This window comes from Chromobacterium aquaticum (assembly GCF_021129195.1).
Lineage (GTDB): Bacteria > Pseudomonadota > Gammaproteobacteria > Burkholderiales > Chromobacteriaceae > Chromobacterium > Chromobacterium aquaticum.
The window spans coordinates 33,840-48,322 of the sequence record NZ_JAJOHW010000113.1 but is presented as its reverse complement, the minus strand read 5'-3'; the positions used below and the strand labels follow the sequence as shown (position 1 = coordinate 48,322).

Here is a 14,483-nt window from a genome sequence, read left to right as displayed (position 1 = left end):
GCGAGGTGGTCCCACGCCTTCCCATCCCGAACAGGACCGTGAAACGCCTTAGCGCCGATGATAGTGTGGCATTCGCCATGTGAAAGTAGGACACCGCCAGACGCCCCATTGCAAAGCCCAGCTCACACGAGCTGGGCTTTATGCATTGGCGCGGTGGAAACGCCGACACGGAAGCCTCCCCTCGGGGAGGCTTTGTTGCGTTCGGGCATTGGACATGCCGCTCGTTGGTCCACGTCTTCTCTAATCTGTTTGAAATATTGCTTTGCTGAATGAACCAAGCTGGCAATCATCATCTAATTGCATGTTTGGTGAATAAAATCAGAAAGCCTTATACAACAACGCTAGGGAAGGACGGGAATGAGCAAGCAGCAATATGATTTGGCCGATGCCGGCGAGACTTTGGGCCGGCGCACGGTGTTGAAAACGGCCTTGGGCGCGGCGGCGCTGTTTTCCATCGGTGCTGGCGGCGCCTTGAGCGGCGTGGCTTACGCGGCATCCTTGAGCAAGGCGCAGCGCGATGCGATGACGCCGGATCAGGTGATTGCGGCAATGGCGAAGGGCAATGAGCGCTTTCGCAGCGGCAAGCCATTGCGGCATGATTATCTGGCGCAGCAGCGTTCCAGTGTCGGCGCGCAGTATCCGTCGGCGGTGGTGCTCAGCTGCATCGATTCGCGCGCGCCGGCCGAGATCGTGATGGATTCCGGTATCGGCGAAACCTTCAATTCTAGGGTGGCCGGCAATGTGGTCAATGACGATCTGCTGGGCAGCATGGAGTTCGCCTGTGCGGCGGCCGGCGCCAAGGTGGTGCTGGTGATGGGGCATACCGGTTGTGGCGCGATCAAGGGCGCGATAGACCATGTGGAGATGGGCAATCTGACCGGTTTGCTGGCGCGTATCCGGCCGGCGATCGCGCAAACCCAGTATGCAGGCGAGCGCAGCAGCAAGAACGCCGATTTCGTCGACGCGGTGGCGCGCAGCAATGTGCTGTACACGATGGAACAGATCCGCAAGCGCAGCGATGTGCTGGCCAAACTGGAACGTGACGGCCAGATCAAGATCGTCGGCGCGATGTATCACCTGAACGGCGGGCGTCTGGAGTTTCTGCCCACGACGGCTTAGAGCCTGTTCATTGCCGCGCAAGCATCATGAGAATTCTGATTGCTGCGCTGCTTGGCGGGAAGGGGCGTCGAGCAGCACGTCGATGTCCTCTTCCGAACAGACCACGATGCCGGCCTGCCGAAACAGGCTGGCGGTCACGCCTTCTCCGTCCTTGAGCGTGCCGGAAAACCGGCCGTCGTAGATGCGGCGGCTGCCACAGGAAGGGCTGTTGGCCTTCAATAGCGCTTGGCGGCAACCATGGGCTTGCGCCAGATCTAAGGCCTGGCCGGCTCCATCAATAAAGGCGGCGCTGACATCCTCTCCAGTAGCTGTGATCACACCGGCCTGGCCGCGCAAGGCGGCGGTCCCGTCGCCGCCGCGCAGTTCCGCCGGCGGCCGCGGGGTTGGCAGGCCGCCCATGCCTTCGGGGCAGGCGGCGATCAGGTCGAATTTCTGCCGCAAGCGCCGCCAATCCTGTTCCGACAGCGGCTTGGCCTGGCCGTCGTAGCGTACCGGCTGCCCGAGCAGGCAGGCGCTGACCAATAATTTCGGTTTCATTTCCATCTTGCTTCCAATAGCGCCGCCAATTTGAGCGCGGCGGCGCGGATATCATTCTCTTCCACTCCGGCATAGCCAAGCACCAGGCCACAGCGATCAGCCGGACCGATGAAGTGCTTGAGCATGGGGCGCAGCCATAGCCGCTGTAGGGCTGCCGCTTGGCTCAGTTCCCATTCGTCGAAACCGTCAGGTAGCTGCGCCACCAGGTGCAGCCCGGCTTCGCCGGCCGACAGCGGCAGTGCGTCGCCGAGCGCATGCCGAAGCGTGCCGCACAGTAATTGTTGCCGCAGCCGGTACAGCTCGCGCATATGTTTGATATGGCGAGCGAAGTGGCCTTGCTCGATGAAGTCGGCCAGCGCGGCTTGTACTTGGTAATTGCCCTCCCGATACAGGCGGGCCTGCACGCGGCGGAAAGGATCCACCAAGGCTTCGGGCAGCACCAGATAACCTAGTCCCAAGGCTGGAAACATCACCTTGCTGAAAGTGCCGAGATAGATGACGCGCTCGCTGTCGGCCAGGCCTTGCAAGGAGGCGATGGGGTGGGTGGTGTAGCGGAATTCGCTGTCGTAATCGTCTTCTATGATCCAGCTGTCGTGCTGTTTCGCCAGCTGCAGCAATTCCAGCCGCCGCGCCAGCGACATGACGACGCCGGTCGGGTATTGGTGGGACGGGGTGATGTAGATCAGCCGCGGCGGAATGGCGTGGTGTCGCGGCTCTGGCGCCATGCCCTGGGCATCGACTGGAATGGGTTCGATCGTCATGTCCGCGGCGCGCCAGGCCGCTTGAGCGCCGTTGTAGCCAGGGTCTTCGACCCAGGCGACATCGCCGGGGTCGCTCAGTAGGCGGGCGAGCAATTCCAGGCCTTGCTGCGCGCCCTGGGTGATGATGATCTGCTCCGGGCGGCAGCGCACCGAGCGGGCCAGGTATAAGTACTGGCTTAGCACCTGCTTCAAGGCCGGCAGGCCGCCGTCGTGACGGTAGTGCAGGTTTTCCGGCTGTGGATGCAGCACATGGGCTTGCAGGCAGCGCTGCCATTGCGCGTGCGGGAAGCGCTTCAGTTCGGGCGCGCCCGGCGCGAAAGCGCCATTCAGCCCTATGGGCAGGGTACAGCCGGCGGCGACGCGCTGGCCGCGCTGTGACAGGCCTGGATGCTGTTCCACGCGCGGCGGCGGCGCGCTTCGCGCGTCGAACAGCGTGGCGACATAGGTGCCGGAGCCGTGGCGGCTTTCCAGATAGCCTTCGGCGCCCAGTTGTTCGTAGGCGTTGAGAATGGTGTTGCGGCCCAGCGCCAGCTCCGCCGCCAGCGCGCGGCTGGCCGGCAAAGACGCGCCGCCCGCCAGCTTGCCTTCGCGTATCAGTTCGCGCAGCAGTCGATACAACTGGCGCGCCAGGCTTTCCGCCCCTTGGCGCTGCAATTGGCCGCGCAGGTATTCGCTCAACCAGTCGGCGGGCAAAGTGGTTCCTTTAATTTCTGCATGGTGGCACTGTAAAGGGAATGACTTGTTGCTTAGGCTAACAGTATTTTCAGCGCAACAGGAGAGATTCGATGCTGACGCAACAGGACTTTTACGCGGCCAAGCTGGCATATGAAATGGATGCCGCCGATGTCTGGAGCGCCTTGCAGGCCGGCGAGCGTTTATTGTTGATCGATGCGCGCGCGCCCGAGGCGTATCAGCAGGAAACCATCCCCGGCGCGTTGTCCGTGCCGCACCGGAGCATGGATGAGGCGAGCACCGCGCAGCTGCCCAAGGATGCGGTCCTGGTATCGTTCTGCGACGGCATAGGTTGCAATGCGTCGACCAAGGGCGCGCTCAAGCTGGCGCGCTTGGGCTTCAATGTGCGCGAGCTGCAAGGCGGCCTGGACTGGTGGATTCGCGACGGCTATGCGACGACGGCGCGCGCCGGCGCCGCCGTGAGCTGCAATTGCTGAGGGAGGGCGGAATGAGCATCGCCGATGTCGACGTTTTGGCCGCGGCCGGCAGCCGCAATGCCTTGGGGCAGATGGTGGGCTTGCCGGTTACGGATTGGCAGCCGGCGGCCTGGCCGCCGCGACGGAGCCTGAGCGGGCGGTTTTGCCGGCTGGAGCCGCTGGACGCGGCCAGCCATGGCCCGGCGCTGTTCGCGGCGATGGCCGCGGACGAGCGCAACTGGACCTATCTGAGTTATGGCCCCTTCGCTGTGTACCAGGATTATCAAGACTGGCTGGCGGCGCAGCAGGCCAAGCCGGACCCGCACTTTTACGCGATCGTGGATGGCGCCACCGATCTGGCCGTCGGGGTGGCGGCTTATCTGCGCATCGATCCGGCGATGGGCTGCATCGAGCTTGGCCATTTGAATTTTTCGCCCGCGCTGCAGCGGCGGCCGGCGGCGACCGAGGCGATGTATTTGTTGATGCGGCAGGCGTTTGAATTGGGCTACCGGCGTTATGAATGGAAGTGCGACACCTTGAATCTGCCGTCGCGCCAAGCGGCTGAGCGGCTGGGTTTCCGTTTCGAGGGCCTGTTCCGTCAGGCGATGGTTTACAAGGGGCGCAACCGCGATACCGCCTGGTTCTCGATACTGGATAGCGAGTGGCCGGCGCTGCGGCAAGGCATGGAGCGCTGGTTGGCGCCGGACAATTTCGATGCGGCGGGGCGGCAGCTACGGACGCTGGCGCAATGCCGCGGCGGAGATTGATTTGGCCGGCGGACTTCAAGCCGCCACGCTAGGCAGGTACAATGAGTATCTGATTTATTGAATAGATTTGCTGCCTGATGAAATCCCTGCCGCGTAATGCCCGCATCAAGGGCGAGCCGTTCTTGCCCAACCGTTTCATTTTCGGTGATGCCGTCGACGATCAGGGCCTGGAAGGCTCCGAGTACCTGATTCACACCGAGGCGCCGGCTTTTGTATGCCGGCTGCTGGGCGACGACGATACCGACTTCCCCGGCCGTGACCGCGAAGGTCTGGCCAGCGCCATGCTGTTCGACGAGGCCGACAATGTGACGGTATACGTCTGCAATCTGCGTCTGCGTCTGTTTGATTTCAATTTCAGCAATGAAGACGAAATGCCCACCGTCGGCCAGTTGCAGGCGATCTGCGACGAAGCGATGCAGGCGTATCAGCGCTTGCACAAGGCTTACGCCGACCGCGAGGCGGCCGGTCCGGAGCCGCGCGAGATGCGCGCCGGGCCAACCGAGCCGCTGCCGCCGGCGGAACGCGGCCGCGCGGTGAAGCAGTTGGTGGAGCTGGCGCGCCGCGCGGTGGATCAGCCTATGGAGCGGGCGCAGCTGGCTGGCGAAGTGCAGATGGCGCTGGCGGCCGGCGATCAGGCGGTGTTCACCGAATCGCAATTGGCCTTGCTGTCGCAACCCGCCGCGCGCCAGCTGCTGGTGAACAGCGCGCGCGACGCGATCGCCTTCCCCGAGGTGATGCGCAAGGACGGCTCGGTGGCTTCCTTTGAGTTGTGGGCGCTGCCGTTCGCGTTTTCGCGCGCTCAGGGCGGCGTGTGGTGGCATTTCCCGCAGTTGGAGCGTTTGGAAGTGGCGCTGGCGGATGCGCTGGAGGTGCCGGAGCAGTCGATACTGTGGATTTCCCCCACCTTGTTCACGCTGGAGATGCTGAACGAGCGCGCCTGCCAGGACCTGGTGCAGCTGGCGCCGGTGATGGATGCCGGCTGCGACTTCGCGCCGCTGGACCCGGACTCCTCGCGCGCCACCTATGAAGCGGCGCGCAAGACCAATGAGCCGCAACTGGTGTTGGCCTGGATTCCCTTCCTGGTGGAACGCGGCGCCTTGCCGCCGGAACAGGCGCGACGCCTGGCGCGCAAGGCGCTGGACGCGGCGATGCCGCTGGTGCAGCAGGCGGTGGGCGCTGAGATGGAATATGGCGAGGCCGAGCTGTTCGCGCCGCTGCCATGGTGGGAGGCCGTGCAAACCGGCGTGCGTGCCTGGAACCGCAAGCGTCTGGGCGTGACCGCGGCCTTGCTGGCCGCCAGCGCAGGCGGGGTGCAGGAGCTGGAAGCCATCGCCGAATACCAGCCGGAGATGCAGGGTTACGAGGTGGGCTTCCGCCTGCGTGGTCGCGAGGAAGTGGCGGCGCACGCGCCGTGGCTGGTGACGCCGGACGTGGCGCCCGAGCGCGAGGAAACCTGGCGCGATCTGGCCGAGTGTCTGAAGGAGGCCGGCATTCCCTTGTCGGAGACCTTGGCCAAGTTCCATTAGGCGCGCGGTCGCGACTGTCAAAAAAAACGGGCTGGATTTCCAGCCCGTTTCGCATTGGCGCGGCGCTTTACTGGTCGATGCCGCCCAGCAGCACGTATTTGATTTCCAGATAATCCTCGATGCCGTATTTGGAGCCTTCGCGGCCCAGGCCGGATTGCTTGACGCCGCCGAAGGGCGCGGCCTCGTTGGACAGGATGCCGGTATTGACCGCCACCATGCCGTATTCCAAGCCTTCGGACACGCGGAAGATGCGGCCGATGTCGCGGGCGTAGAAGTAGCTGGCCAGACCGAATTCGGTGTCGTTGGCCATCTGGATCGCTTCGGCCTCGCTGTGGAAGCGGAACAGCGGCGCCAGCGGACCGAAGGTTTCTTCCTTGGCCACCTTCATCTGCGGGGTGACATCGGTGATCACCGTCGGCTCGAAGAAGCTGTGGCCCAGCGCGTGGCGCTTGCCGCCGGCCACCAGCTTGCCGCCCTTGGCCAGCGCGTCGGCGATGTGCTCTTCCACCTTGGCCACCGCGTTCATGTCTATCATCGGGCCTTGGGTGACGCCGGCGTCCAGGCCGTTGCCCACTTGCAGCTTGGCCACCGCGACGGCGAACTTCTCGGCGAAGGCGTCGTAGACGCCGTCCTGCACCAGCAAGCGGTTGGCGCAGACGCAGGTCTGGCCGGCGTTGCGGTATTTGGAAATGATGGCGCCTTCCACCGCGGCGTCGAGATCGGCGTCGTCGAACACGATGAAGGGGGCGTTGCCGCCCAGTTCCATCGACACTTTCTTGACGGTGTCCGCGCACTGGGCGATCAGTTTGCGGCCTACTTCGGTGGAACCGGTGAAGGAGAATTTCTTCACCGCATCGCTGCCGGTCAGCACCGCGCCGATCTCGCTGGAGCCGCCGGTCAGCACCGAGAACACGCCGGCGGGAATGCCGGCGCGCTCGGCCAGCACCGCCAGCGCCAACGCAGACAGCGGGGTCTGGCTGGCCGGACGCACCACGATGGGGCAGCCGGCGGCCAGCGCCGGCGCCGCCTTGCGGGTAATCATCGCATTGGGGAAGTTCCACGGCGTGATCGCGGCGGCGACGCCGATGGGTTCCTTGGTGATTAGGATGCGTTTGTCGGCGCCGGGCGCGGGCACGGTGTCGCCGTACAGGCGCTTGGCTTCCTCCGCATACCACTCGATGTAGGAGGCGCCATAGGCGATCTCGCCCTTGGCCTCCGCCAGCGGCTTGCCTTGCTCGCTGGTGAGAATGACCGCCAGATCGTCCTGGTTGGCCATCACCAGATCAAACCAGCGGCGCAGGATGGCTGCGCGCTCCTTCGCCGGCTTGCGTTTCCATTCTTGGAAGGCGGCGGCGGCGCCGGCGACGGCGAGCTCCGCTTCCGCCTTGCCCATCTTGGGCACATGGGCGACGATCTTGCCGGTGGCGGGATTGCTGACCGGAATGGTTTCGCCGTTGTCGGCGTCTATCCAGGCGCCGTTCACATAGCACTGCTGTTTCAGCAGCGAGGGGTCTTTCAAATTCAACATGCGGGTCTCCAACGCAGCGATGTCGGATAGGCCCGCGCCGCCGGCGCGGGCCTTGGTCTTGGAACAGGCTCTTAAGCTTTGAGCGCGGCCTCCAGCTTGGCCAGCGCTTCTTCGAACACGGCGTCTTCTATGGTCAGCGGGAACAGGAAGCGGATCACATTGGCGTAGACGCCGCAAGTGAGCAGAATCAGGCCGGATTCCAGCGCCTTGGTCTGCACTTTCTTGGCGAAGTCGGGGTCCGGCTGCTGGCTGCCGGGCTGGTTGAATTCCACCGCCAGCATCGCGCCCAGGCCGCGGATTTCGGCCATCTGCGGCACCGCGCCCTTGAGGCCGTGCAGTTTTTCCTTCAGCAAGGCGCCGAGGCGGTTGGCGCGTTCCAGCAATTTGTCTTCCTGGATCGCGTCTATCACCGCCAGCGCGGCGGCCACCGCCAGCGGATTGCCGGCATAGGTGCCGCCCAGGCCGCCGGGCGCCGGCGCGTCCATGATCTCGGCGCGGCCGGTCAGCGCGGACAGCGGGAAACCGCCGGCCAGCGATTTGGCCATGGTGATCAGGTCGGCCTGCACCGGATAGTGTTCCATCGCGAACAGCTTGCCGGTGCGGGCGAAGCCGGATTGTACTTCGTCGGCGATCAGCAGAATGCCGTGTTCGTCGCAGATCTTGCGCAGCTGCACCACCCATTCGCTGGGCGCATTGTAGAAACCGCCTTCGCCTTGCACCGGCTCGAAAATGATGGCGGCGACGCGCTTGGGATCGACATCGTACTTGAACAGTTTTTCCAGGCCGCGCAGCGAGTCCTCCACCGAAACGCCATGCAGCGCGTTGGGGTAGGGGGCGTGGTAGACATCGCCGGGGAAGGGGCCGAAGCCGACCTTGTACGGCACCACTTTGCCGGTCAGCGCCATGCCCAGTAGGGTGCGGCCGTGGAAGGCGCCGCCAAAGGCGATCACGCCGCCGCGGCCGGTGGCGGCGCGCGCCACTTTCACCGCGTTTTCCACCGCTTCGGCGCCGGTGGTGAACAACGCGGTTTTCTTGGCGTGCTGGCCCGGGGTCAGTTGGTTCAGCTGTTCGGCCAGGCGGATATAGGATTCATAGGGAACGACTTGATAGCAGGTGTGGCTGAAGCGGGACAGCTGTTCCGCGACCGCGGCCTGCACTTTGGCGTGCAGATGGCCGGTGTTCAAGACGCCGATGCCGCCGGCGAAGTCGATGTAGCGTTTGCCGTCGGTATCCCAGATTTCGGCATTTTTGGCGCGATCGGCGAAGAATCCGCACATTACGCCCACGCCGCGCGGGGTGGCGTCGGCCTTACGTTGCATCAAATCCTTATTGCTCATCTGCTATCTCCTCGACGTTGTGCGGTCGGCGCCGCATCGGGCTGGCCGCCGCGAATCGGTGTCGGAACGTGGCCGGTCTGTCATGGCGCCGGTTGTCGCTCCGTGGTTTTTGCTTTCATTATTGCTGTCTGACCATCTCAGGCATTCTATGTTTGTGTTTAGCAAAAAGCTACACATGACCTAAAAAATTAAACACCTGTTGCGTGGACGTCAGCGGGGGGAAGGAGGGAGCGGAAAGAGGCGGCGGCCATGTCGGATTGGCATGGCCGCGGAGGGGGAGGCTTAACGGCGGATGACGGCGTTGACCTTGCCCAGAACCTCGCTATCCAGTTGGCCGGCGGCCTGGGATAGCGACAGGCGCGCGATCAGATAGTTGTACTTGGCGGTGGCCAGGCTGGTCAGCGTCGAATAATAGGCTTGCTCGGCCTGCAGCAGGTCGATATTGGTGCGGATGCCCACTTCCTTGCCCAGGCGCGTGGACTCCACCTTGCTCTTGGCCGAGACCAGCAATTGCTCCTGGGCGCGCACCAGCGCCGCGCCATTGGTGACGCCGAGGAAGGTGCGGCGCACGTCTTCGCGCACTTGGCGGCGGGTGGCTTCCAGCTTGTCCTTGGCGGATTCCTGCTGCGCCACCGCTTCGCGTACTTGCGAGTTGATGCCGCCGCCGGCGAACAAGGGCAGGGTGACGCCCACGCCTATGCTGCTGCCGCGTGTATGCGGCGCTTGCAGCGGTGCGCGGGTCTGGCTGTCGCTGTAGCCGGCGGTCAGGCTGACCACGGGCAGGTGGTTGCCTTTTTTCTCGGTGACGTTTTTGTCGGCGATGCCCAGCGCTTGTTCGGCGGCCTTGATGCTCAGGCTGTTGCGCTGGGCGAGGTCGATCCAGGCTTCCAGCGTGGCCGGCGTCGGCAGTTCCAGCGGCAGCTTGTCCAGCACCGGCTGTATGGTTTTCGGGTCCAGGCCGGTGACGCGGCGCAGATTGTTTTCCGCCAGTTCCAGGCTGCTGACCGCACTGATTTCCTGTGCCACCGCGCCATCGTAGCCGGCCTGGGCTTCATGGGTATCGGTGATGGTGGCGGTGCCGACTTCGAAGGCGGTCTTGGCCTGCTCCAGCTGCTGCTGGAAGGTCTTCTTGCTGGCGCTGGTGGCGGATAGGGTGTCCTTGGCCAGCAGCACATTGAAATAGGCTTGCGAGGTGTCCAGGATCAATTGCTGCTCGGCGGCGCCGAAGCTGGTCTCGGCTTGCTGCGTCGCCAGCTTGCCTTTCTGATAGCCGGTGTATTTGCCGACGTCGAACAGCGGCTGCTGCAGATTGACGCCATAGGTGGTGGCGTCGTAGCCGCCCTGGCCGGCCGGCATGATCGGGTTGGTGTAGTTGTAGTTGGCGCTGGCGCCGATTTGCGGCAGCAGCAGCGCGCGGCCCTGCACCGCTTTTTCGCGGCCGGCGTCCAGGTCGGAGCGCGCGGCGGCGAAATCGGCGTTGTAGTCGCGGGCGGCGCGCCAGGCTTCGACCAGGTCGAAAGCGTGGACCGGCAGCGCGAAGCCCAGCAGCAGTAAACTGCCCAGCACGGGCGATCGGAATAGAGTCTTGTTCATTTGTATTTGTATGCTCGGTTTGTTTTGTCTCATCGCGCGCTCAGGCTTGAGGCCGCCTTACCTTGAACCACTGCGCGTACAGCGCCGGCAAGAACAGCAGGGTCAGCACCGTGGCCACCAGCAGTCCGCCCATGATGGCCACGGCCATCGGTCCCCAGAAGGTGCTGCGGCTCAGCGGTATCATCGCCAGGATGGCGGCCAATGCCGTCAGCATGATAGGCCTAAAACGTCTAATTGTGGAACCGACAATCGCGTGCCAGGGATCGATGCCGTCGCGGATATCGTGTTCGATCTGGTCGACTAGGATAACCGAGTTGCGCATGATCATGCCGGACAGCGCGATGACTCCCAGCATGGCGACGAAGCCGAATGGCGCGCTGAAGGCGATCAGGGTCAGCGTCACGCCTATCATGCCCAGCGGCGCGGTCAGCAACACCATGATGGTGCGCTGCACGCTGTGCAGTTGCAGCATCAGCAGGGTCAGCACCACCACCAGCATCAGCGGCGCCACCGCGGCGATGGCTTTCTGCGATTTGGCGCTGGATTCCATGGTGCCGCCGGCCTCGATGTGGTAGCCCAGCGGCAGGGTTTTTTCCAACGCCTGCATCTTGGGCAGCAATTGCCGGGAAATGTCGGCGCCTTGCACCCCTTCGGCCGGGTCCGCGCTCACCGTGATGGCCGGCAGGCGGTTGCGCCGCCAGATGATGCTTTCCTCGGGCTGATACTCGATGTGTCCGATCTGGGACACCGGCACGAAGCGGCCGCTGCCGGTTTGTATCATCAGATTGCCAAGGCCGGCCACATTCTTGCGCTCGCCCGGGTTCAGCCGCGCGACGATGGCGATGGCCTGGTCATCCTCGCGGAAGCTGCTGATGGTGGCGCCGGAGATCAGCATCTGCAACTGCTGCGACAATTGCTGCGAGGACAGGCCGAGCGCGCGCGCCTTGTCCTGGTCGATGCGGATGCGCAGCGCCTTCACCTGTTCGCCCCAGTTGATGTTGACCTGGCGGGTGGACGGATGCGCGCGCATCAGCGCTTCCACCTGGGCGGCGATGGCGCGCACCTTGGCGTGGTCCTCTCCCATCACCCGGAACTGCACCGCATAGCCTACCGGCGGGCCATTCTCCAGCCGGATCACTCGGCCGCGCACATTGGGGAAGTCGTTGTCGAACAGCTTCTCCAGCCGTTTCTTCACCTGCTCGCGCACATGCTCGTCGCGGGTCATCAGCATCAGCTGGGCGTAGTTCAGGTGTTGCAGCTGCTGGTCCAGCGGCAGGTAGAAGCGAGGGCTGCCGCTGCCGACATAGCTGGTGACGCTGACGATGTCCTTGTCGCGCGCCAGCAGCGTCTCCAGCTTTTTCACTTCGGCTTCGGTGGCCTGATAGCTGGCGCCGCGCGGCAGCCACATGTCCACCATCAGTTCCGGTCGGTTGGAGGAGGGGAAGAACTGTTGCGCCACCAACAGCTTGAAGGCGAGCAGGGACAGCACGAAGGCGGCCAGCGTCAGCGCGATCACGGTCTTGCGCCGTTCCAGGCACCATTCCACCACCCGGCGGAAGCGGCGGTAGAACGGCTTGTCGTAGACATCGTGCGCCTCGTGCTGCTGCAGGTTTTCCGGCAGCAGCTTGTAGCCCAGATAGGGGGTGAACACCACCGCGACGATCCAGGACAGCACCAGCGCGATGCCGACCACGGCGAACAGGCTGAACACATATTCGCCGGCATTGGATTTGGCGATGCCCACCGGCAGGAAAGTGGCGGCGGTGATCAGGGTGCCGGTCAGCATCGGGAAGGCGGTGCTGGTGTAGGCGAAGGTGGCGGCCTGGAATTTGCTCCAGCCCTGTTCCAGTTTCAGAGCCATCATTTCCACCGCGATGATGGCGTCGTCCACCAGCAGGCCCAGCGCGATGATCAGCGAGCCCAGCGAGATGCGCTGCAGGTCGATGTTGAAGAAATACATCGCCAGAAAAGTCATCGCCAGCACCAGCGGAATGGACAGCGCCACCACGATGCCGGTGCGCAGGCCCAGGCTGAAGAAGCTGACCGCCAGCACGATCACCACCGCCTCCACCAGCGAGCGCATGAATTCGCTGACCGCGTTCTTGACCACCTTGGGCTGATCGGACACCGAGTGGATTTCCACGCCCACCGGCAGCTTGGACTGGATCTCCCGCATCGTGGCGCTCAGATTATTGCCCAGGCGCAGCACATCGCCGCCACTTTTCATGGTGATGGCCATGCCCAGCACCGGCTTGCCGTTGAAGCGCATGGTGTTTTGCGGCGGGTCGACATAGCCGCGGCTGACCGCGGCGATGTCGCCCAGGCGGAAGGTCTTGCCGTTGACGGTGACCGGCGTGGCGGCGATCGCGTCCACGCTGCGGTAATTGCCGGTGGGACGCACCCAGATGCGGTCGCTGGCGGTTTCGAACACGCCGGAGGGCATCATCGCGTTCTGTTGCTGCAGCGCTTTCCAGATCGCGCTGGTGTCCAGGCCCAACGAGGCCAGCTTGGCGCTGGAGAGGTCCACGTAAACGCGCTGCTCCTGCACGCCCAGCAGGCTGACCTTGGCCACGTCCGGCACGCGCAGGACCTCGCGCTTGGCGTCCTCCAGGTATTGGCGCAGCTCTTCATAGCTGAAGCCGTCGCCGGCGAAGGCGTAGATATTGCCGAAGGTGTCGCCGAACTCGTCGTTGAAGAACGGCCCCTGGGTCTCGGCGGGCAGGCTGGCGCGCATATCGCTTATCTTCTTGCGCACCTGGTACCACAGCTGTTGAACATTCTTGGGCGGCACGTCCTCGCGCAGCGAAATCAGCAGCAGGCTTTCGCCGGGCTTGGTATAGCTCTGGACGAAGTCGATCTCGCCCATTTCCTGCAGTTTCTCCTCCAGCTTGTTGGTGACCTGCTGCTCCATTTCCAGCGTGCTGGCGCCTGGCCAGTAGGCTTGCACCAGCATGGCCTTGAAGGTGAATTCCGGATCTTCCTTCTGGCCCAGCTGGGTATAGGCCCAGACCCCGGCCAGCATCAGCATCACCATCAGGTAGCGCACCAGCGACTGGTGGCGCAGCGCCCATTCCGACAGATTCAGTTTCTTCATCGCGGTCTCAGCGCTCCAGCAGTTTCACGGACTGGCCGTCGCGCAGCAGATGGATGCCGGCGGTGACGATCTTGTCGCCCGGCTGCACGCCCTGGGACAGGGCGGCGGACTCGGCGTCGATGCGGCTGACCGTCACCGCGCGGCGCGTCACCTTGCCGGCGGCGCCGATCAGCCAGACATAATGCCGGCCCTGCTCGTCCAGCAGCGCGGTCAGCGGCAGCCGCAGCTGCGCCGCGGCCGCGTCCGGCAAGGCCGCGCTGGCGGTCATGCCCAGCTGCAGGCGGCTGGAGTCGCCGTCGATGGCGATGCGCGCAGGATAAGTGCGCGTGGCCGGGTCGGCGTCCGCCGCCAGTTCGCGCAGCGTCCCCGTTAGCGGCGTGCCGCCGTTCCATAGCCTGATCTGGAACTGCCGGGCGCGACGCACCTTGTCCAGCGCGTTCTCCGGCACTTGGATCGCGGCTTCGCGCGCGCCATCCTGCGATAGCCGCGCCATCGCCTGGCCAGCGGCCACCACCAGGCCGGGTTCGGCCACCATCTGGCTCAGCACGCCGTCGGCATCGGCCACCAGGTTGGTGTAGCCGGTCTGGTTGCGGCTGGCCGCCAGTTGCGCCTTGGCTTGGTCCACCTTGGCGCGCGCGGCGTTGACCGCGTTCTGCTGGCCGTCCACCTGGGACTGGCTGACAAACTGCTTGGCCAACAGCTCGCGGTAGCGTTTCAGATTCAGTTCCTGCTGGCCGAGATCGGATTGCGCCGCCGCCAGCTGCGCCTGCTTGGCGGACAGGTCCAGCGCGTAGTCGCTGGGGTCCAGTCGCGCCAGCACCTGGCCCTTCTTCACTCGATCGCCGCTATTGGCCAGCTTGGCCACCACCTTGCCGGCCACGCGGAAGGCTAGATTGGTTTCGTGGCGGGCGCGGATTTCGCCTGCGTAGCTGTCGCCCTGCTGTTGGGCGGTTTGACCGGCCACCACATAACGCACCGGGCGCGGCGCTTCGGGCGGGGCTTCCGGCTTGCCGCAGGCGGCGAGAGTCAGGCTGGCGATGGTCAGCCAGAGGCAGTGAGCTGCAGTTCTCATG

11 protein-coding genes and 1 rRNA gene are annotated in these 14,483 nt (G+C 64.4%); 5 read left to right on the top strand and 7 right to left on the bottom strand.

The features are described from left to right. Positions 1-102, top strand: a 5S ribosomal RNA gene (rrf, locus tag LQT98_RS17665); the annotation flags it as partial. 255 nt (positions 103-357) lie between these two features. Further along, a complete protein-coding gene (locus LQT98_RS17660) occupies positions 358-1,119 on the top strand; it encodes a carbonic anhydrase family protein (RefSeq protein WP_048411753.1) in 762 nt (253 codons plus the stop codon). A 24-nt stretch (positions 1,120-1,143) separates the two neighbouring features. On the opposite strand, the gene LQT98_RS17655 is transcribed toward LQT98_RS17660, so the two are convergent. Together LQT98_RS17655 and pdxR are read right to left on the bottom strand one after the other, a co-directional pair. Further along, entirely contained in the window at positions 1,144-1,656 is a 513-nt protein-coding gene (locus LQT98_RS17655) for a DUF523 domain-containing protein (protein WP_231463924.1), read from the bottom strand. Continuing rightward, positions 1,653-3,110 carry a MocR-like pyridoxine biosynthesis transcription factor PdxR gene (gene pdxR / locus LQT98_RS17650; protein ID WP_231463923.1) on the bottom strand — a complete coding sequence of 486 codons (1,458 nt, stop codon included), beginning with the start codon at positions 3,108-3,110 and terminating at the stop codon, positions 1,653-1,655. The genes LQT98_RS17655 and pdxR overlap by 4 nt, the downstream gene beginning before the upstream one ends. A 92-nt stretch (positions 3,111-3,202) precedes the next feature. Here pdxR and LQT98_RS17645 point away from each other — a divergent pair, with 92 nt between their 5' ends. From LQT98_RS17645 to LQT98_RS17635, 3 genes are all read left to right on the top strand, one after another. Beyond that, a complete protein-coding gene (locus tag LQT98_RS17645) occupies positions 3,203-3,586 on the top strand; it encodes a rhodanese-like domain-containing protein (protein ID WP_048411750.1) in 384 nt (127 codons plus the stop codon). 11 nt (positions 3,587-3,597) lie between these two features. Next, positions 3,598-4,332, top strand: coding sequence for a GNAT family N-acetyltransferase (locus LQT98_RS17640; protein ID WP_231463921.1), 735 nt, complete (start codon positions 3,598-3,600; stop codon positions 4,330-4,332). 77 nt (positions 4,333-4,409) lie between these two features. After that, positions 4,410-5,858: a hypothetical protein gene (locus LQT98_RS17635; RefSeq protein WP_048411748.1), complete on the top strand. Its 1,449-nt coding sequence runs from the start codon at positions 4,410-4,412 to the stop codon at positions 5,856-5,858. Positions 5,859-5,925: 67 nt separating this feature from the next. Here LQT98_RS17635 and LQT98_RS17630 read toward each other — a convergent pair whose 3' ends face one another. The 5 genes from LQT98_RS17630 to LQT98_RS17610 form a co-directional block, all read right to left on the bottom strand. Then, positions 5,926-7,386, bottom strand: coding sequence for an NAD-dependent succinate-semialdehyde dehydrogenase (locus tag LQT98_RS17630; protein WP_269326072.1), 1,461 nt, complete (start codon positions 7,384-7,386; stop codon positions 5,926-5,928). Positions 7,387-7,457: 71 nt separating this feature from the next. Next, entirely contained in the window at positions 7,458-8,723 is a 1,266-nt protein-coding gene (gene gabT / locus LQT98_RS17625) for a 4-aminobutyrate--2-oxoglutarate transaminase (protein ID WP_231463919.1), read from the bottom strand. Between the two features lie 282 nt (positions 8,724-9,005). Further along, on the bottom strand, positions 9,006-10,316 hold the full coding sequence (locus tag LQT98_RS17620; protein WP_231463917.1) for a TolC family outer membrane protein: 1,311 nt from the start codon (positions 10,314-10,316) through the stop codon (positions 9,006-9,008). Positions 10,317-10,356: 40 nt separating this feature from the next. After that, complete coding sequence (locus LQT98_RS17615; protein ID WP_231463915.1) at positions 10,357-13,410, bottom strand: efflux RND transporter permease subunit; 3,054 nt, start codon at positions 13,408-13,410, stop codon at positions 10,357-10,359. A 7-nt stretch (positions 13,411-13,417) separates the two neighbouring features. Then, positions 13,418-14,482 (bottom strand): efflux RND transporter periplasmic adaptor subunit, encoded by a 1,065-nt coding sequence (locus LQT98_RS17610; RefSeq protein ID WP_231463913.1) that lies wholly within the window; start codon positions 14,480-14,482, stop codon positions 13,418-13,420. Position 14,483: the final 1 nt, after the last annotated feature.